Consider the following 17,492-nt stretch of genomic DNA (forward strand, 5'->3'; position numbering starts at 1 on the left):
CGGAGGGCCTTTTCTTTTAGTCCGAAATCGAACCTTCTTCGTCGCGCTTCTCGTGCATCTGCTTCTTCACCTTGCCGCCGATGAACAGCGGGATGATGAAGCCGATGATGCCGATGGCCCACAGGGTCAGCGCCAGCGGAGTGTCGATCAGGGTGAACCAGTCACCGTTGTCGATGCTGATCGCGCGGCGGAGGTTGTTCTCCATCGAGTTGCCGAGCAGCGTGCCGAGGATGACCGGTACGAGTGGAACGTCCAGCTTGCGCAGCACCCAGCCCATGACGCCGAAGCCGATCATGACCAGAAGGTCGAAGCTCGAACCCGAGATGCCGTAGATACCGACGAAGCTGACCATAGCCACGATGGGCATCAGGACGCGCGACGGGATCATCAGAACGCGGGTAAAGATGCCGACCATCGGGATGTTCAGTGCCAGCAGCATGAAGTTGGCGATGAACAGCGCTGCGATTAGGCCCCAGACCACGTCAGGGTTCTGGGTGAACAGCAGCGGACCAGGCGTGATGTTGAGCGACAGCAGGACGGCGAGCAGAACAGCGGTCGTACCCGAACCCGGAACGCCGAGTGCCAGCATCGGAACCAGCGCGCCACCAGCGGCAGCGTTGTTACCGGCTTCCGGTGCAGCGACGCCGCGCGGGTCGCCTTTGCCGAAGGTGCCCTCTTTGTCGACCAGACGCTTCTCCATCGAGTAGGAGATAAACGAACCCAGCGACGCACCTGCACCCGGCAGAACGCCAGCCAGGAAGCCGAGCACCGACGTGCGGAGCATGGTCGGGGTGGTCTGCTTGATCATCGACATCGGCGGGTAGAGCTTACCGATCTTGATCTTCGTGGCGTCGGCATCCGAACCGCCGTGACGGTTTTCAAGGAAGATGAACACTTCGGAAAGCGCGAAGAGGCCTACGATCGCCACGAGGAAGTCGAGACCGTCATAGAGGTGCACTTCGCCGAAGGTGAAGCGCGGAACGCCGGTCTGGGTGTCGACGCCGATAGTCGCAAGACCAAGGCCGAGCGCAGCGGCGAAGGCCGACTTCGCTTGGTTGGTCGAAGACACGCCGCCCAGCGTCATGAACGCGAGGGTGAACAGGGCGAAATACTCGGCCGGTCCGAACAGCAGGGCGATCTTGACCAGCTGCGGTGCCAGCAGGATCAGACCCCACGTTGCGAAGAACGCACCGACGAAGGATGCAATGCCCGAAAGGGACAGCGCCTCGCCCGGTTGGCCTTTGAGCGCCATCGGGTGACCGTCGAGACAGGTCATCATCGCAGGTTCGTCACCTGGAATGTTGAGCAGGATCGACGAAATACGCCCCCCGTACATCGCGCCGTAATAGACCGAGGTCAGCAGGATCAGCGAAGGCGTCGCGCCGAGGCCGAGCGTAAATGCCAGCGGGATCAGGATGGCGACGCCGTTTGACGGGCCGAGGCCCGGAAGGGCGCCCATGATCGTGCCGAGGAAACAGCCCAGAAGGGCCAGTGCGAGGTTCTGCCACGTCAAAGCGATGGCGAAACCGTCCGCGAGTGATGCGAAAGTATCCATATCAGAAACCCCACGGTCCGCGAGCGAGCGACAGGCCCAGCGCGAGATGGAAGATGACGTAGATGCCGACCGAAGTGCCGACGCCGACAAGGATCGCTTCGAGCGGCTTGGAGCCGAGACGCCACGACATGTAGGCCGCAGCGAAAGCGGTTGCGACGACGAAGCCGATTTCGGGCAGGGCTTCGGCGTAGATGATCATCACGACGGCTGCCGCAACGATTTCGACAAAGCGGAGCAGGCTCGGCCATGTCGGTTCGGGGTCAGGACGCAGCGCGATCACCAGCGACGAGATGCCGAGGATGGTTGCGATAATCAGGGGGAAGGCCTTCGGACCGACGATATCGGAGAGGAAGCTCTCCTCGATCTGGAATGCCGCCAAGGCGAAACCGATCGAAAGAAGAAGTCCGAACAGGCCGAAGATGCGATCACTCATGATCCACTCCTTCGACAACAGAATGTTATGAAAAAGCGCGCCCCGAAAGGCGCGCCGGGAGGTCTCCGGCCAGCGCTAGGTCCGGCCGGAGAATTCAGCAATTAGTTGATGATGCCGATTTCTTTGGAGATCTGCTGGATCTGGGCAACCGAGTCCGCAACGAAGGACTGGAATTCGTCGCCCTGCAGGTCGAGCGGAGCCAGACCGTTGTTGGCCATGATCTCTTTCCATTCGTCCGAAGCGTAGAGGTCGCCAATGGCCGAAACCCAAGCGTCGTATGCTTCGTCCGACATGCCGCCCGGTGCGTAGAAGCCGCGCCAGTTAGCGCCGATGGCGTCAACGCCTTGCTCTTTCGCGGTCGGGAAGTCAGCGAATTCGCCGTCCAGACGCTCCGGCGAGAGAACTGCGAGGACTTTGATGTCGCCCGAGTCTACGAAGCCTTTTGCTTCCGAGATGTCACCGGTGAAAGCCTGAACCGAACCAGCGAGCAGCTGGGTGACAGCTTCGCCGCCGCCATCGAATGCGATGTACTTGACCGAACGGACATCATCGATGCCGTAAGCGTTAGCAGCGATGAGAACCTTCAGGTGGTCCCAGCCGCCAACAGCCGAACCGCCAGCAACCGAAGTCGAGGTCGGGTCGTTCTTGATCGCGTCGAGCAGCTGCGGAAGAGTTTCGATTTCGCTATCGGCAGCAACGGCGATCACACCGTAGTCAGCGCCGATCGAAGCGAGCCAGCGAACCTGCTCCATGGTGTTGCCCGGGTATGCACCCTGAGCCAGACGGGTCGCGGTCGCGGACGATGCAGCAACGATAAGGTCGTTATCGTCGTTACGCTTGTTCACGACTTCGGCGTAAGCAACGCCACCGCCACCACCGGCAAGGTTGACGACCTGCATGGTCGAGTCGATCAGACCGAGGTCCTGAAGCGACTTGCCAACCTGACGGCAGGTGAAGTCCCAGCCGCCGCCCGGGTTAGCCGGAGCGATACATTCGGGGTTTTCGGGGCTGAAGTCCTGAGCCGAAGCGGCGAATGCCGACATGCCAAGGATCGCTGCCGCAACGAAGGTGCGGGTTGCAGTGAATTTCATGTTTTTCCTCCTATCGACGACCTTACCTCTGATGGGCTTTGGTCGGAATACCCGTGGAAATGACCGCAGATTGCGGCCCCCCTCCGCACGGGTTAGACTTCAATAGGGGACGAACCTGTCATGAACCTGTCAAACGGTCATGGTGCAGGATAATCGGCGGAGGAAAGCGCGAATGAGGGTTCTTCTGGTGGAGGACACCACCGACCTTGCCGAAGGTGTGGCTGCCCATTTCGCGCGTATCGGGATCGCTTGCGATCTGGCCCCAACGCTGGAATCTGCCCGTGATTTCCGCGCGGTACAGAGTTACGATGCCACTGTGCTGGATATCAACCTGCCCGACGGCTCCGGCCTTGCGTTGCTGAACGAGATGCGCGGGGCAGGGGACCGGACGCCGGTTCTGATGCTGACAGCATTGGTGTCCGTCGATGACAGGGTCGGCGCTTTAGACCTCGGCGCGGACGATTATCTGGTCAAACCTTTCGACCAACGCGAACTGGAGGCGCGCCTGCGAGCGCTCGTCCGCCGTGATGCCGATCAGAAGGGCGGGGACCTGCAACTGGGTCCGTTGTCATTCTCGCCCGCGAACCTGACGGCGACGCTTGGCGACAAGCGGTTGGACCTGACACGACGCGAGGCCGCGCTGCTTGGCGTTCTGATGCGTCATCCCAACCAGATCATGTCGAAGACGCGGCTTTACGACTCGCTGTTCAGCTTCGAGGACGCTGACGTCGGTGTGAACGCCATCGAGCTCTACACAGCCCGTCTTCGCAAAAAGCTCGCGGGGAGCGGGGTTTCGATCTTCACCCAGCGCGGCGTCGGCTACCGGATCGGCCTTGATGAGCAGGAATAACCGTCCGCATAGCCTCGTCACGCGTCTGACGGCTGCGGTTTTCTTCATCCTTATGGCCGGCGGTCTGCTCGTGGCGGGAGCGACGTTCTACAACGGTCAACAGGCAGCGCGGACGGCGTTCGACCGCGTGCTTGTCGGCGCGGCCAGCGACATTGCCGAATCCATCCGCATTCAGGACGGGTGGCCCATCGTCGACCTTCCCGTGTCTGCCTTCGAGCTGCTGGCGCAGGCCCCTGACGACCGCATTTACTACTCCGTCCGTGGCCCGGGCGGCACGGCGATCACCGGCCTTGGCGGGGACGTCCTGCTGGATGCGCCGCGCACCAACACCCAGCCCGTTTTCATCAACGACGCATTGCAGGGCGAGGAGGCGCGCTTCGTCGTCCTCCCCCGCATCTTTGCCGAGCGCGATTTTTCGGGCGAGATCACGGTCATCGTCGGCCAAACCCTGCGTGCGCGCCGCGATATGGCGCTCAACCTGATGATCGACGCGCTCTGGCCGATGGCTCTGGCGGGGGCGGCTCTGCTTGTCTTCGCATGGTTCGCCATACGCTCCGCCATGCGCCCGCTTGAGGCCGTTTCCGACGATCTCACCCATCGCGACCCGTACGACCTGACGCCGATGTCGACCGAGGGAATGCCGCGCGAGCCTAAGGTCATGCTCGATGCAATGAACCGCTTCATCGGGCGTCTGGACAACCAGTTCGAGGCCATGCGGAACGTTATTTCCGACACGGCTCATCAGCTTAGGACGCCCGTTGCCGCCATCCGCGTGCTCGCCGAGACCACGCTGGAAGAGCAGGACCAGACCGCCCGCGACCGCGCGATGGAGCGTCTCTTGCTCCGCACCCGTTCACTGGGCACGCTGCTCGATCAGCTACTCTCCCGCGCGTTGGTGATCCATCGCACCGAGGCCGCTCCCCGCGTGGAATTCGATCTGCGCGAAGTTGCCCTCGATATCATTGAACGTCGCGACCACGATTTGCTCGCCCCCGACAAAGAAGTCAGCCTGATTATCGGAGAAGATCCCGTCCCCGTCTCCACGGACGAATTCTCGGTCGGCGAAGCTGCCAAAAACCTGCTGTCGAACGCTCTGAAATACGGCAAGGCGCCCGTGCTGATCGGCGTTGATCACATCGGCAACGAAGCTTTGATCTGGGTGCAGGATGCGGGCGCTGGGCCGGATGACGCGATCATCGACAGGCTGGGTCAGCGCTTCGCCCGCTCGGTCAACAGCCGCGAAGAAAGCATCGGCCTCGGGCTGTCCATCGTCACCAGCGTGGCTTCGGCCTTCGATGGCCGCGTCGAGATGCGCAAGAACGAGCAGGGCTTCCGCATCTCGCTCGTCCTTCCGGCCCGCACGAAAGGTCCATCCGTATGAGGTATATTCTCGCGTTTCTCCTCATTTTCCCTTTCATGCTTCAGGCGCAGGAGGCAACGCAGACCTTCGGCTCTGGCCCCCAGATTTTCCGTCTCCGCTCGACTACCGATATCGACATCCTTGGCCCGGTTATCGCACGCTTCGCAGAACTGAACCCGGGCATCACGGTCAATTTTGAACAGTGGGGATCAAACGCGCTGTTTGAGAATAGCCGCACCGCTTGCGAAGGCGGTGATGACCCCGCCGACGTGGTGTTTTCCTCCGCGGTGCAGCAGATGGTCTGGCTGGTGAATGCGTCTTGTGCGCGGCCCTACACCTCGGCGCTAACCGCCTCGTTGCCCGACACGCGCCGCTGGCGGAACGAGCTTTGGGGCATCACCCAAGAACCCGCTGTTATCGTGTACAATCGCGATCAGATCAAAGGTGCCGACGTCCCGCGCACCCGCTTTGCCCTGCTTGATCTGATGCGGACACGGCCATCCGACCTGCGGGGCCGTATCGCGACCTATGACATCACCGAATCCGGCCTCGGGTTCCTGTTTGCCCATAGCGACAGTCTGGAGGCGTCTACGTTTGGCGCGATGCTCGAAGGTTTCTCCCGCGTCGGAGCCGTCGCGACCTGCTGTTCGGCCGAGATCATCGACGGTGTCGCCTCCGGTAGGTTCCAGATCGCCTACAACGTCCTCGGCTCTTATGCCGCCAGCAACGAGCGCCCGAATGTTGGCATCATCACGCCTGAGGACTACACGCTGATCCTCTCGCGCGGTTTCATGATCCCCAACAACGCCCGCCAACCGCAGATCGCCGAGCGCCTACTGGATTTCCTGCTGGATGAGGAAGCACAGCAAATGCTCGCGGACGTCGGCCTTCGCATGGCGCACGCGTCCGAAGAAACCGGAATGCCCGTCAGCGCCCGCCGCCCGATTGCCCTGTCTCCGACGCTTCTTATCGCGATGGATCAGGGCCAAAGGCGACAGCTCTTCGCGCTATGGTCCAACGCATTCGAGCCAGATGTTCCGTGATAAGTGGCGACCCCTGAAGGATGAAGGTTGATGGCTGCTATTATGTGTTTAAGTATTTGTTTTTATGATATTCTGAAGGGAACTTTGTAGTGTTATTTGAGTGTGGTGGTCGGTACACTACGTATTTCTCTCCGTCTGCTGACGCGCTATCTACCACCTCCGCGATGACGGTTGATGTGGGGGCAAGGCACCCTTTCGATGATGACCGTCTGGGCGCCCTCTCAATGGCTGTGGCGTACTGGACCGAACAGATGGCCCAAGACAACGAAGAGACCTTCAACAAGGCCCGTGAGCGGGAACGTGACGCTGTCCTCTTGGAGTTCATACGCGAGGCCCGTGGTCAGCATGGCCGCCGTAAGAAGCCCGCATTCATCAGCGGTGTCGGACAGCCCGCAGGAGCGCCTCTCAGAGGCCGCAAGCGCCGTCGATAAGTAAACCATACCCTCAAGCATAGGTGCCCCTCTAAGGGCGCTGTGTGGGCCTCTCTGAGGCTCCTTGCTTGGGGTTTTTTTGCGGTTCTGACCCCCATTTTGCCCCGAAAAAAGATGTAATGATTTCAACGCTTTGGGAATTTCCCACCCTTATGATCTATATATGAATGAAGGTTATATAGGAGAGGTGTACGTTAGCGGTTCCCGTGAGAGGTCCAGCTAGAGGTACACCTCCTCCACCTCCTCCCTCTAAAGAGAAGAGAGTAGAGGTGTTTGTGAGGGTGCCAGTGAAGGTGGAGACTACCTCTTGCTTGTCCTCTCTCATGCCACCCGCCAAAGATGCCCCTAGCAGTCTCGCAAGTGCGGTTCGCTTAAAGCGCTTCGTAGCTGCTGGATGTGCCGCCGATCACTCAGGACCCAACCATACACCCAAACAACGCTGCTCCTTCAAGGGCGCTCTAAGGGCCTCTTGGAGGCTCCGTGCTTGGTTTTTCTTTTCGGTTTGAGCCCCGTTTGAAACACCCTCAAAAAAGTGTGTAATTTCGACAACTTGGGATAATCCCACCCAGTTGAATACCCCCTCCCCGTTAAGGTTATACATAACGGTGTATGTTAGCGGTTCCCGTTAAGGGCCGACCTCCCCCTCCCTCTCCGACTATCAAGACCCCTAAGCGGTGCTGTTGACAGAGATGATGAAGGAGTTGAACACCTCTTACATCTCCTAAGGGTTCGTCACTCCAAGGCTGCCATTAGCCTTGCCGCTTAGGGCTACCCGCTAACAGAGCCTTGAGCCCGTTAGGATAGAGACGGGGGCCGTCGAGGAGGTCGAGCTCCTCTAGATCGAACCATTCAGCGAAGCATGAGCTTCCATCGCTCTCACGAAACTCAATCCGGGTCTCTCCGGCGAAGGCGGCGTCCGTGAAGGTGACCTCGAACAGGGCTACCACTTCGTGGCCGAGGCTGCCCTCGTGTGTATAAATGTTCTCCAAGTAGAGCGCTGGGCCGTGGGTCTTCACCTCGAGGTCCAGCTCCTCACGGAACTCTCGCACGACGGCCTCCTCTGCCGTCTCTCCGAACTCCACAGACCCGCCAAGAGGCCGCACGCCTTTGACGTTGCCATCATCACCCAAGACCTCGCTCGCAAGCAACTTGCCCTCCCGCCAGTGAAGGCCGAGAGCTTTGAACCGGATGCGGGGTGAGGGTCGCCATGTCGTCATACGGGCACGCTAGGGGCGGGGCATGGTGTAGGCAAGGGGAATGGAGGAGGGCCATGAGAGGGGCGTTTTGTTTTGTCGGACGCATCTGTCAGGCCGATATTATATATAGCTTGAGCTGCTATCCCCCCTCCCTAGGGAGTTGTTATGAACGTAGGAAATAAAGCTCGTGTTAACGACCCAAATGCTGCTACCTAACCTTGCATGACCGATCTATCTACTCGCATCACTAAACTGATCAAGCTGGAGCGAGAGCTTCCACAAAAGGCTGGGAAAATTCTCCAACCTGACTCTCCCATGTATCTTACTGTTTGGTTCATCTTAGGCGCTTCCCAGCGGACGCTCGCTCAGTCACGTGGCTTCCGGTCAATGATTGAAGCCAAGAACTTTCCCTCGGCAGCAATTCTACTGAGAACTCAGATAGATACTGCAATGCGGATTAATGGGCTCAAGTATCTCCATAGTACAGAAAGCCAGCTATCAGAAGTCTTCAAGGGTACGAAAAATTTTCGACAATTGTTGTCGCGACAAAAGACAGTGAAGGGTCATGCAGTACCCATGTATGATAAAAAAATGCTGGAATGGCTTATGGCAGATGAGCCTTGGATAGAGCCCATCTACCATAGTACATCTGACTTTGTTCATTTGTCTTTTCGACCCCTCATTGCGAGCATACAGGAACTCGATGATGACACAGGAGATATCAATTTTGCGATAACAGGCGAAGATATCGTAACAGGTGAGCATGACTACTATGAAATTTGTGATGCTTTTTTTGACGTCACTAAATTGACCTGCACTCTAATATTAGCTGCACTGATGGCTATACATCATCCGAACAACGAACCAACAAAGTCTTGAGAGAAGTGGGCTAAAATTGGCTCATCGAATAGAAGCGTGGCCCACACCCTAATCGCGATCTGTTCGTTTTGTCCGCAAGGGTATACCGTAACGGTCACCCTAAGGGTTGTCCGAAAGTGTGTCCGTAAGGGTTGACTTCCATCAACGGACAGGCAATCTATCGGTCACAACCTTTACGGACACTTCTGGACAGCACCATGACCACCATCCTTTACGCCCGCGTCTCCACCACGGAGCAGACCCTTGATCATCAGAAGTCTCAGGCCGAGGCCGCAGGGTTTGTCATTGAGGAGGTGGTGGCCGACCACGGCACCTCAGGCGTCACCACGACGCTCAGAGAGCGCGAGGAAGGCCGGAGGCTGTTCGACATGCTCCGCAGAGGTGACACGCTTGTGGTCCGCTGGGTGGACCGTCTGGGGCGCAACTATCAGGACGTGACGGACACCATCAGGGAGTTCATGCGCCGGGGCGTCATCATCCGCACGGTCATCAACAACCTCACCTTCGACGGGGCCACCACGGACCCCATGCAGGAGGCCGTGAGGGACGCTCTCATTGCCTTCATGGCTGCCACGGCACAAGCACAGGCCGAGGCGACGAAAGAGGCCCAGAAGGCTGGCATAGCGGCTGCCCGCGAACGTGACCCTCAGAGCTACCGTGGACGCAAACCGAGCTATGACCGTGAGCAGCTATCGGTGGTGACGGAGATGCTCTCCCAAGGCGCTGGCACCTCCACCATCTCCAAAGCCACGGGTCTCTCCCGTCAGGCCGTCCTGCGGATTAAGGACGACCCAGCGAAGGCAGAGGCGGCGTTGGAGGTGTGGAGTTAGCGAGGAGGGCGGCTGTGGCAAAGGAAGTACACCGGTGAAGCTCATGAAGACATGATGGGCCCTCGGATTCCATCTGCTGACGACTAAGTCTATAGTATGAACTGGGGAACACCTTGGACCGAACAAACGTATGACTGTGGCGAATATTGAACACACACTTCTCGCGCGTCTGTTCTCTGCCAGCGTGTTCAAGGAATTTGCGAAAACCGGAAAGTCGCCCCAATTCGCTCGCCTTGCTGACGAGCTTCAACTGACTTCAGAGGTGCCCGCCTCCGCAACCGTTAGCGAGGTGTTTGATTTAGCTTTCCGGAAGCTAAGAGCGAAGCAGGTCCGAAACGAGTACGTATATCAGGCTGCTTTGGTGCAAAACGTGCTTCTAGGCAGGCATAATCTCCAAACGGCGAGCCTTATTGCAGAAATGCGGGCTGGGAAGAGTAAGGCTGATATCGTGATACTGAACGGTACAGCTACTGCCTATGAAATCAAGTCTGAGCGCGACACCTTAGTACGTCTCTCGAAGCAAGTTGCGGACTATCAACGGGTTTTCGCTAAGGTATATGTCATCTCGAGCGAAGACCACTGCGATGGTGTGGCCAGTTCGGTCGGAGCCGAAGTTGGGCTGCTCTGTTTGACGCGATGGAACCGTATTTCTACGGTGCGAGAAGCATTCGAAAATTGGGAACTGATTGAACCGCTGGCAGTGCTGGAGTCTCTTCAAACGCCTGAAGCTCTGGAGGTACTTAGATTGCTGGACGTCGCGGTTCCGGATGTCCCAAATGGCAGAATGCGCACTGAGCTAATGTCCATATTTGCGTGCCTTGATAGTCAAGAGCTTCAAGGAGCTTTGGTGGATACCCTGAAGCGTAGTCGAACTCTAGCGCCGTTAGAGCCACTATTGCGAGAATTGCCAGTTTCTCTGAAGCCCGCAGCGATTAAGCACAAAATCAGCAAATCTCAGTGGACAAACTTGCAATTGGGTATTTCATCAACCATGTTTGACGCACAATCATGGGTTTAGGTGAAGCTATGTATTACCCCTATTTTCGGGGCAAGCAGTTCGAGCTGATTACGGTGCGAGAGACTGCTGAGTTGATGGCAGAAGTGAATTTCGTGCCGATAATTGAGCCAGTGAAGGCCCAGCTAAAAGGTTTGGAAAGGGCTCTCGATGCTGTCTGCGAGGCTGGCGGGGCGTCCATTGTCATCGTTAATCCAGATTGCGGGGACTTAGTTGCCGATGGGCAGAAGATCACCGAGCTGTTAAACGACAAATACCTAGAGCTAGACAATATTTCCGCCGGAATTTTGCTTACCGAGAATATGAGCCTCAATGAGGCACTCGCGCTTTATGATGCGCATCGTGATCACGCTCCCGTGCTAGTACATGCAGGATTTATCCACGCTAAAGACTTGGTCGAAGCGTTAGAGGCGGACATGGCAACGCTCGACAACGTCTTTATTGATGGGTACTCGAATGTTCTATACCGAAAGTATTTCGCAAGTTCCCGAAAACGCATTCTAGTTAGAGACGGCGTAGAGCGTCGGAAAAATGCTGACTACGCAAAACGACCAATAGAGTACTTTTCTGACCTTCACCTCGTCTACTCAGACATGGGCCTAGATGGCTTCGGAGACTTCCTTACCGTCGGTCATGACTACGTTGAGGGCGGCGGGCCAGCATATGCAGTCGCTATTCATCTAACCTTCATTGACGATGATAAAGATGAGCAAATGTTTGTGCAGCATTTCGTATCTGATCGTGTCGATACGCCGACGGACCCGGCTGGCAAGTTCATTGAGGCCCTGAGTAAACTAGTTGCTGAGTTGAATAAGTCGAATGGTAAGTTTACTGATACCAGTGCGGTTATTGAATTCCGTGATCTTCACCGTCGCTCGCATTTTCCAGGATTAGGGCAAGCGAAAAAGCTGTCGATGAAGCACCATTTGGAAACTCTGGCGCGATACCTGCGATAGCGAAATGAGCAATGATTTTTGCTGCCCTCGCTGCTTTGGCGATACGTATCTGGAAAAGTATAGAATTCCAGAACAGTCGAGCGAAGAAGGACTCTGCCCGCGTTGTGCATCCAGAGGTGTACCTTTGGTCCGGCCGGAGCAGCTTGAGGAGGAATTTGAGACTCTCTTGTCCGCTTACGAGGTGGTGGATGAAGGTGGCGAGAGCATAATTTCTCTCTTGAGGAGGGACTGGTGTCTCTTTCCAGAAGATTCATTGCGGCACAGTGATGCGCAACTGCTTTTGCTTGAGGTAATGCAGCATGACGGAACTTATTTAAAAAAGTTTCGCGTGCGAGAGTCTGATGAAGTTGCACCAATTGCAGATTGGGGGGGGATTCGGGACGAGCTAAGATATAAAAATCGCTATTTTCCGCAAGAGAACGTTGATTTTGATGCCTTGGCAGGACTCCTAGCGCACCTGGCTAACACAACTGAAGCGAAGACTTGGTGCCGAGCGAGAATACAAGTTTCGCCTGAACCTTTTGATTTGAGGCAAATGGGTGCCCCGCCGAGGGAAGTATCGTCACATGGTCGAGCTAGCCCACCTGGCATACCTTATTTGTATCTGGCGTCCAATGCAGAGACCGGCGTTTCGGAGGTGAGGCCCCATCCTAGTGACTATGTATCAGTTGCACAGTTCGAACTTAAGAAGGATTTGAAGGTAATCGATTTTCGTAATCCACGAAGGTACGTTTCACCCTTCGTGTTGGGTGGGGATATCCAAATTCTGCAACTTCGTGCTGATCTACCCTTTCTCGAAGAAGTGGGAAAAGAATTGACTCGGCCAGTGGTACCTCGAAGTGCTCCGGTGGATTACGTTCCGAGCCAATATATTTGCGAATTTGCAAAGATGCATAAGTATGATGGTGTAATGTATAGGAGTTCGGCAGAAACGGGTTCGAACCTCGCAGTTTTCGATGTTGAGTTGGCGGAAGCGGTTAAGGTTGAGCGTTACTCGGTAGAAAAAGTCGATGTCCGAATTGCGCCATCAAATGGATAGTGAAAAGCTGCCGATCACAAACACCTTCGTATCTTATGCATTTCTACCATCTGGGGCGTCAGAACCCCTCTAGCTGCCCGTCAGCAAGCAGCAGAGCGCACACCTTCTCCTGTGCCTCGGCTAGCTCCTTATTGTTGAGGCCGTGGTCATACGGGTTCGAGGAGCGGCGTACGGAGGCCCAGCCGCCGAGGTCGTGTGCATCGTCAATGGACAGCCCGGCGCGGCGCGAGGCTGTCTTCCACGTATGTCGTAGAGAATGGAACGTGAGTCTCCCATCTGTTTTTTCGCCAAGCACGTCCCTGCGGAGGCGGGTGAACGCTTGAGAGGCTGCCTTGGCGCTTCCCGTCTTGGGGTCCAACGGGAAGGCAAAGAACAGGCGGGTCTCTCCGGCCTCAAGAGCCGCAGCGCGAAGTCTCTGTATGAGAGGCCGCGCTATGGTAGGGACAGGGATGGCCCTCTTGGCGTTCACTGTCTTACCGCCGTCAATGTGAAAGATGCCACCATCCTCAGCAGTATTGTCGACCGTGACCTTCGCCAGTTCTGAAATACGTGCGCCGCAGACCAAGCCAATCCGGAAGAGGTCACCGATACGGTCACCCTGAGGAGCAGCCGCAAGGAGTGCTGTGGTCTCTTCTGGTCTGAAGACCTCTCTACTCGCCTCCTTGTTGACCTTGGCTCTAGGCAGACCCTTAGGAAACACGAAAGGGTTCTCTTGACTGGGCAGCTTGCGATGCTCAATTGCCCAAACCCATAGGCCTCGAAGCATTGTCAGAAGTTTATCTATAGTAGCGCGGGAGAGTTGCTTTCCGGTTTGCTTAGAGGGCAGCACCCCAAGGTACTCTCCACGAAACCTCATGGCTGCATGTTTGCTTACACCGTCGAGGTAAAGGTTCTCTTCCGTCTTCTCCATGAAGTCGCACAGGTAGCGTATCGCTGTCTTGAGTTCGTTCTGGGCTGAGTGCGTGAGCGGCTTGTAGCCGAATGGGTTCTCGACACGGCGGGCATCAATGTACTGTTCCACAGCTTTTCTAAGCGACAGTGACTGCGCCATACCAACTTCACCAAAGCGGTCACGTATCTCTTTCGGTGCGCGCTCTATCTCGTCATAGAAAAGGCTGCGGAGAGAGGGAGTACTCTCGTCCTCGTGGTCGATGTCGTCGGAATTGCGAAGTAATTCGGCCCACATCTCACCGCTCTTCACGCTGAAGCGGTCAGCGTCTTTCAACTGCATCTCTAGGCTTCGAATTTCACCGAGGTACTGGTCTCTTAGCTTCCGTGCGGTTGGGAGATGACGCTCGCCGTCCATGCTCAGAATGATATTTTTCCCAAAAAGCTTGCCCTCGCGCCACGGGTTCGGCTTGCCGCGAAGAGCCTCGGGCGTCTTCATCTTGAATCGATAGGCGGTATTCGGGCCTCTAGGCTGCTCGATATATTTCATCTCGACCTCATCGCGTAGTGTCCCAGCGTGGTGTGAAGTACACCACTTGCGGCTACCACTGTGCGATTAATGCTTTATTTTACAAGGAAAAAATTTAGTGGCGACCCCTGAAGGAATCGAACCCTCAACCTGCGGATTAGAAGTCCGCTGCTCTATCCAATTGAGCTAAGGGGCCGCGACGGGCGGTGTGCCGCCCGAGTTCGGGGAATACCCGTGGTCATTGGGGGAGGCAAGGGAAATGCCTTGCCTCAGGGCCCCTCAGTTTGCCTCTGCCGCGGCGACGGCGCGGTTGGCCATTTCGAGGATTGCCTCGCGGCTGTCGGCAATCGCGAGGAACAGGGCGTTGTGGCAGAACTTCGCGCCTTTGATGCCAGACGCCTCCTCAAGCGCTTCATCGGTCAAGCCGGCCCATGCGGCGGGGAGGTCGGCGCGCTGCTCGAAAGTGTCGCCGCCAACGCGGATGCCCGACAGGGACCAGTCGGTGTCGCGCGGCGCGATGACGAAGAGCAGGTGATCCGCGCCAGCGCGTTCCACGGCGGGGCGGAACGGCATTCCCATCGGCAGCTCCAGCACGCGGCCTTCGCCAGCGTCCTCAATCGCTTTCATCACGATGGATTCGGCGCGGCGCTTGGCGGCTTTGTTCTTGATCGACGCTTCGACAAAGGCGCGGGCGACGATGAGCGCCTCGGCAAAGGCTGCGTCGTCGGCGCCTGGGGTGCGGTTGTCGAACACCGGCTTCAGGCTTTCCAGAAGAACGGGCAGCGTGAGGCTGGAGAAATGCGGGCCAGCGACCGACGGGTTCACCACGCCGTTGTCCATCAGGTCGATGGGCAGGACGAAGCCTTTGTCGAAGGACTTCCAGATCGCCTCGATATCTTCCTCGGGAACACCCGAGGCGAGCAGGTATTCCTCGCCGAAGTGTTTCCATACCAGCCCGAAGGAGCTGTACGGCTGCTCATCCTCGCGCAGGGGCGAAGGGCGCTGGTGGTGGTCGAAGATCATCGCATCGGCGACATAATCGCGGCCCACGTCATAGATGATCTTTCCCTCGCCCGGGGTGATCCATTCGGGATCGCGGCTGCGGACGATCTTGGCCTCGGGGTAGAGGCGGGTGAGAATCACGGAAGACAGAAGCTCGTCGGCATGGAAGCCGCCGGAGTGGGTCACGAGGTATTGGATGGTCATGGAAATAGGGGCCAGTGCAATTCGGATAGGCAGGGAATGGGCCTGCGCGGGTCGGGCGGAACCTAGCCGAGCCCAAACCCTATGACAAACAGATAGAAAATTCATCACTGACGCGAGCAGCGCGCCTCTCGTCGTGTTCGACCATTGACAGGGCACCCGAATAAAGCGAACACAGATGATGTGACCGGTTCTGCCGCATCCGACTACGATGGGGTGGAAGCAAAAGGGAATACGGTGAGGCGTACCCAACAGGGACCGAGACCGTAGCTGCCCCCGCAACTGTGAGCGGTGAGCGTGTCCGACGATGCCACTGGGATATCCCGGGAAGGCCGGACAACGCGACGACCCGCGAGCCAGGAGACCTGCCGCCACATGGTCCTTGACCGGACCTTTTGACCGGACGCCGGGGTGAGCGTCTGGCCCGGAGTGGCAAAAAACCGTTTCGCGCCTGTATCCCCGTTAGTCCCTTCATCATGCATGGCATCTGCCATCAGCGTCATTTGGAGGACGACACATTGAAGAAACTCATGCTGGCAACTTTTGCAGCAACATGTCTGGCGCAGACCGCGTCGGCGCACTTTCTACTTCCCTATACCGACCAAACCCAGATCGAGCGTCCCGGCGACGTGCCGATGCAGCTGATCTTCTGGCATCCCTTTGAAAACGGCCACGTCATGGATCTGGCGGAGCCCGAAGAGTTCTACGTCATTCACGGCGGTGAAAAGACCGACCTTATGGACACTCTGGAGCAGACGAGCTTCGAGGGTTCGGAGAACGCAGGCCAGTCCTACAAGGCTAGCGTGCCCGTGAAGCGCTCGGGCGACTATGTCGTTGTCACTGCGCCGCAGCCTTATCTGGAAGAGTCCGAGGACATCTACATCCAGCAGTTCACCAAACTGGTTCTGAACCGCAACGGCCTTCCGACCGACTGGAACGAGGTTCTGGACCTCCCCGCAGAGATCCAGCCGCTCAACAAGCCCTACAACATCATCGCAGGTTCGACCTTCACCGGTCGTGTCCTCGCTGACGGCGAGCCTGTCGCGGGTGTCGAGATCGAGGTCGAATACGTGGCCGCCGTGCCGGACATGGCGCAATCGTCCACCACGACGCCGAGCGTCACCACGATGCCGGGCGGAGCCGTCGTCGCAATCAGTGACATCAACGGTTACTTCACCTTCGGCGTTCCGCGCGCGGGTTGGTGGGGCTTTGCCGCGCTAGGCGCAGGCAAGACGACCGAATTCGACGGCAAAGAACTCAGCCAAGACGCAGTGATCTGGGTCCACGCCTACGAGATGGAGTAAAGAGTATGCATATCCTTGATGGTGCCCTCGCGACCCCAGTTCTTTTCGGCGGAGCGGCGCTGACCGTTGCCGGTATCGGCATCGGCCTGAATAAACTGACGCTGGAACGCATCCCTGCCGCAGGGGTGCTGTCCGCCTCGTTCTTTGTCGCTTCGCTCATTCATGTCCCGATCGGCGTGTCCTCGGTTCACCTGATCCTCAATGGCCTCGCAGGTCTGATCCTCGGCTGGGCTGCGTTCCCTGCGCTGTTCGTAGGTCTGCTTCTGCAAGCGGTGTTCTTCGGTTTTGGCGGGATCACCGTGCTCGGCGTCAACGCGATTAACATCGCTGGTCCAGCCGTTCTGACGGGCTTGCTGTTCCGCCAGCTGATCGAAAGTAGCACACCGAACATGGCATCGATCTGGGCGGGGTTCGCGGGTGCGTTCGCTATCGCGCTAACCACCATCATGGTCGGCCTGTCGTTGGCGCTGTCGGGTGAGGAGTTTATCCCCGCCGCCTATGCCGTTTTCTGGGCGCACATCCCGATCATGGTTGTCGAAGGGCTGCTGACCGGCGCTGCCGTGTACCTCGTACGAAAGGTGCGGCCCGATCTGTTCCTCGCCGTGAGCGGTGCGTAATCCGATGCGTGCATATCTACTGGCCGCCGCGATCGCGCTGGCCCCGCTGCCTGCGTTTGCGCACAAGATTATCTTTGGCGTGTTTCAGTCGGGCGACATGATCGAAGGCGAGCTTGGCTTTTCCAACGGCGACATGGCCGTCGCTCAACTGGTCGAGGTCTTCGATCAGAATGGCGAAAAGCTGGGCGAGGCGACCACCGATGCGGACGGTTTCTTTGTCTATCAGCCGAGCGACGCCATCACCCACGTCTTCCGCGCCGACCTTGGCGCGGG

Annotated in this window: 17 protein-coding genes, 1 tRNA gene, 1 pseudogene and 1 riboswitch; of the genes and pseudogenes, 12 read left to right on the plus strand and 7 right to left on the minus strand. The window is 57.6% G+C overall.

The window, feature by feature from the left end:
* Positions 1 to 16 precede the first annotated feature (16 nt).
* The 3 genes from HCZ30_RS05140 to HCZ30_RS05150 form a co-directional block, all read right to left on the minus strand.
* Positions 17 to 1,555, minus strand: a complete 1,539-nt coding sequence (locus tag HCZ30_RS05140; protein ID WP_167637014.1) for a tripartite tricarboxylate transporter permease — start codon at positions 1,553 to 1,555, stop codon at positions 17 to 19.
* A gap of 1 nt (position 1,556) precedes the next feature.
* Positions 1,557 to 1,988: a tripartite tricarboxylate transporter TctB family protein gene (locus HCZ30_RS05145; protein WP_167637017.1), complete on the minus strand. Its 432-nt coding sequence runs from the start codon at positions 1,986 to 1,988 to the stop codon at positions 1,557 to 1,559.
* A gap of 101 nt (positions 1,989 to 2,089) precedes the next feature.
* Positions 2,090 to 3,079: a Bug family tripartite tricarboxylate transporter substrate binding protein gene (locus tag HCZ30_RS05150; RefSeq protein WP_167637019.1), complete on the minus strand. Its 990-nt coding sequence runs from the start codon at positions 3,077 to 3,079 to the stop codon at positions 2,090 to 2,092.
* 172 nt (positions 3,080 to 3,251) lie between these two features.
* On the opposite strand from HCZ30_RS05150, the gene HCZ30_RS05155 reads away from it, so the two are divergent.
* The 4 genes from HCZ30_RS05155 (at position 3,252) to HCZ30_RS05170 (ending at position 6,763) form a co-directional block, all read left to right on the plus strand.
* Entirely contained in the window at positions 3,252 to 3,929 is a 678-nt protein-coding gene (locus tag HCZ30_RS05155; RefSeq protein ID WP_167637021.1) for a response regulator transcription factor, read from the plus strand.
* A complete protein-coding gene (locus HCZ30_RS05160) occupies positions 3,916 to 5,310 on the plus strand; it encodes a sensor histidine kinase (protein ID WP_167637023.1) in 1,395 nt (464 codons plus the stop codon). Before HCZ30_RS05155 ends, HCZ30_RS05160 begins: the two co-directional genes overlap by 14 nt.
* Complete coding sequence (locus HCZ30_RS05165) at positions 5,307 to 6,332, plus strand: ABC transporter substrate-binding protein (RefSeq protein ID WP_167637025.1); 1,026 nt, start codon at positions 5,307 to 5,309, stop codon at positions 6,330 to 6,332. Before HCZ30_RS05160 ends, HCZ30_RS05165 begins: the two co-directional genes overlap by 4 nt.
* Before the next feature lie 224 nt (positions 6,333 to 6,556).
* The gene (locus tag HCZ30_RS05170) at positions 6,557 to 6,763 is read left to right on the plus strand and encodes a hypothetical protein (RefSeq protein WP_167637027.1); all 207 of its coding nucleotides are present in this window, start codon (positions 6,557 to 6,559) and stop codon (positions 6,761 to 6,763) included.
* A 749-nt stretch (positions 6,764 to 7,512) separates the two neighbouring features.
* Here HCZ30_RS05170 and HCZ30_RS05175 read toward each other — a convergent pair.
* On the minus strand, positions 7,513 to 7,911 hold the full coding sequence (locus HCZ30_RS05175; protein ID WP_246212599.1) for an NUDIX hydrolase: 399 nt from the start codon (positions 7,909 to 7,911) through the stop codon (positions 7,513 to 7,515).
* 270 nt (positions 7,912 to 8,181) lie between these two features.
* Here HCZ30_RS05175 and HCZ30_RS05180 point away from each other — a divergent pair, with 270 nt between their 5' ends.
* From HCZ30_RS05180 to HCZ30_RS05200, 5 genes are all read left to right on the plus strand, one after another.
* Complete coding sequence (locus HCZ30_RS05180) at positions 8,182 to 8,838, plus strand: hypothetical protein (protein WP_167637031.1); 657 nt, start codon at positions 8,182 to 8,184, stop codon at positions 8,836 to 8,838.
* Between the two features lie 197 nt (positions 8,839 to 9,035).
* Positions 9,036 to 9,668: a recombinase family protein gene (locus HCZ30_RS05185; protein WP_167637102.1), complete on the plus strand. Its 633-nt coding sequence runs from the start codon at positions 9,036 to 9,038 to the stop codon at positions 9,666 to 9,668.
* Positions 9,669 to 9,798: 130 nt separating this feature from the next.
* Positions 9,799 to 10,686 carry a sce7726 family protein gene (locus tag HCZ30_RS05190; protein ID WP_167637033.1) on the plus strand — a complete coding sequence of 296 codons (888 nt, stop codon included), beginning with the start codon at positions 9,799 to 9,801 and terminating at the stop codon, positions 10,684 to 10,686.
* A gap of 8 nt (positions 10,687 to 10,694) precedes the next feature.
* Positions 10,695 to 11,639 (plus strand): sce7725 family protein, encoded by a 945-nt coding sequence (locus HCZ30_RS05195; RefSeq protein ID WP_167637036.1) that lies wholly within the window; start codon positions 10,695 to 10,697, stop codon positions 11,637 to 11,639.
* Between the two features lie 4 nt (positions 11,640 to 11,643).
* Positions 11,644 to 12,678 (plus strand): RES family NAD+ phosphorylase, encoded by a 1,035-nt coding sequence (locus HCZ30_RS05200; RefSeq protein ID WP_167637038.1) that lies wholly within the window; start codon positions 11,644 to 11,646, stop codon positions 12,676 to 12,678.
* A 58-nt stretch (positions 12,679 to 12,736) separates the two neighbouring features.
* Here HCZ30_RS05200 and HCZ30_RS05205 read toward each other — a convergent pair whose 3' ends face one another.
* The 3 genes from HCZ30_RS05205 to HCZ30_RS05215 all read right to left on the minus strand — a co-directional run bounded on the left by HCZ30_RS05205 (position 12,737) and on the right by HCZ30_RS05215 (position 15,301).
* Positions 12,737 to 14,116: a tyrosine-type recombinase/integrase gene (locus tag HCZ30_RS05205; protein ID WP_167637040.1), complete on the minus strand. Its 1,380-nt coding sequence runs from the start codon at positions 14,114 to 14,116 to the stop codon at positions 12,737 to 12,739.
* Between the two features lie 98 nt (positions 14,117 to 14,214).
* A tRNA-Arg gene (locus HCZ30_RS05210) sits at positions 14,215 to 14,291 on the minus strand.
* 83 nt (positions 14,292 to 14,374) lie between these two features.
* Entirely contained in the window at positions 14,375 to 15,301 is a 927-nt protein-coding gene (locus HCZ30_RS05215) for an MYG1 family protein (protein ID WP_167637042.1), read from the minus strand.
* 167 nt (positions 15,302 to 15,468) lie between these two features.
* Positions 15,469 to 15,685: riboswitch (cobalamin riboswitch) on the plus strand.
* Positions 15,686 to 15,816: 131 nt separating this feature from the next.
* Between HCZ30_RS05215 and HCZ30_RS05220 the strand changes: the two genes are divergently transcribed.
* From HCZ30_RS05220 to HCZ30_RS05230, 3 genes and pseudogenes are all read left to right on the plus strand, one after another.
* Positions 15,817 to 16,602, plus strand: coding sequence for a DUF4198 domain-containing protein (locus HCZ30_RS05220; protein WP_246212600.1), 786 nt, complete (start codon positions 15,817 to 15,819; stop codon positions 16,600 to 16,602).
* A gap of 5 nt (positions 16,603 to 16,607) precedes the next feature.
* Positions 16,608 to 17,219, plus strand: a complete 612-nt coding sequence (gene cbiM, locus HCZ30_RS05225; protein ID WP_167637044.1) for a cobalt transporter CbiM — start codon at positions 16,608 to 16,610, stop codon at positions 17,217 to 17,219.
* 4 nt (positions 17,220 to 17,223) lie between these two features.
* Positions 17,224 to 17,492: pseudogene (locus HCZ30_RS05230) on the plus strand (cobalt ABC transporter permease); the annotation flags it as partial.

The organism is Marivivens donghaensis (genome assembly GCF_011806565.1).
In the GTDB taxonomy this organism is placed as follows: Bacteria; Pseudomonadota; Alphaproteobacteria; order Rhodobacterales; family Rhodobacteraceae; genus Marivivens; species Marivivens donghaensis_A.

Bases quoted from the DNA above. Each gene is read 5' to 3' on its own strand.
- HCZ30_RS05215 (WP_167637042.1), bottom strand. From the start codon at position 15,301: ATGACCATCCAATACCTCGTGACCCACTCCGGCGGCTTCCATGCCGAC.
- HCZ30_RS05150 (WP_167637019.1), bottom strand. From the start codon at position 3,079: ATGAAATTCACTGCAACCCGCACCTTCGTTGCGGCAGCGATCCTTGGC.
- HCZ30_RS05155 (WP_167637021.1), top strand. From the start codon at position 3,252: ATGAGGGTTCTTCTGGTGGAGGACACCACCGACCTTGCCGAAGGTGTG.
- HCZ30_RS05180 (WP_167637031.1), top strand. From the start codon at position 8,182: ATGACCGATCTATCTACTCGCATCACTAAACTGATCAAGCTGGAGCGA.
- HCZ30_RS05140 (WP_167637014.1), bottom strand. From the start codon at position 1,555: ATGGATACTTTCGCATCACTCGCGGACGGTTTCGCCATCGCTTTGACG.
- HCZ30_RS05165 (WP_167637025.1), top strand. From the start codon at position 5,307: ATGAGGTATATTCTCGCGTTTCTCCTCATTTTCCCTTTCATGCTTCAG.
- HCZ30_RS05185 (WP_167637102.1), top strand. From the start codon at position 9,036: ATGACCACCATCCTTTACGCCCGCGTCTCCACCACGGAGCAGACCCTT.
- HCZ30_RS05205 (WP_167637040.1), bottom strand. From the start codon at position 14,116: ATGAAATATATCGAGCAGCCTAGAGGCCCGAATACCGCCTATCGATTC.
- HCZ30_RS05145 (WP_167637017.1), bottom strand. From the start codon at position 1,988: ATGAGTGATCGCATCTTCGGCCTGTTCGGACTTCTTCTTTCGATCGGT.
- HCZ30_RS05170 (WP_167637027.1), top strand. From the start codon at position 6,557: ATGGCTGTGGCGTACTGGACCGAACAGATGGCCCAAGACAACGAAGAG.
- HCZ30_RS05195 (WP_167637036.1), top strand. From the start codon at position 10,695: ATGTATTACCCCTATTTTCGGGGCAAGCAGTTCGAGCTGATTACGGTG.
- HCZ30_RS05190 (WP_167637033.1), top strand. From the start codon at position 9,799: ATGACTGTGGCGAATATTGAACACACACTTCTCGCGCGTCTGTTCTCT.
- HCZ30_RS05160 (WP_167637023.1), top strand. From the start codon at position 3,916: ATGAGCAGGAATAACCGTCCGCATAGCCTCGTCACGCGTCTGACGGCT.
- HCZ30_RS05200 (WP_167637038.1), top strand. From the start codon at position 11,644: ATGAGCAATGATTTTTGCTGCCCTCGCTGCTTTGGCGATACGTATCTG.
- cbiM (WP_167637044.1), top strand. From the start codon at position 16,608: ATGCATATCCTTGATGGTGCCCTCGCGACCCCAGTTCTTTTCGGCGGA.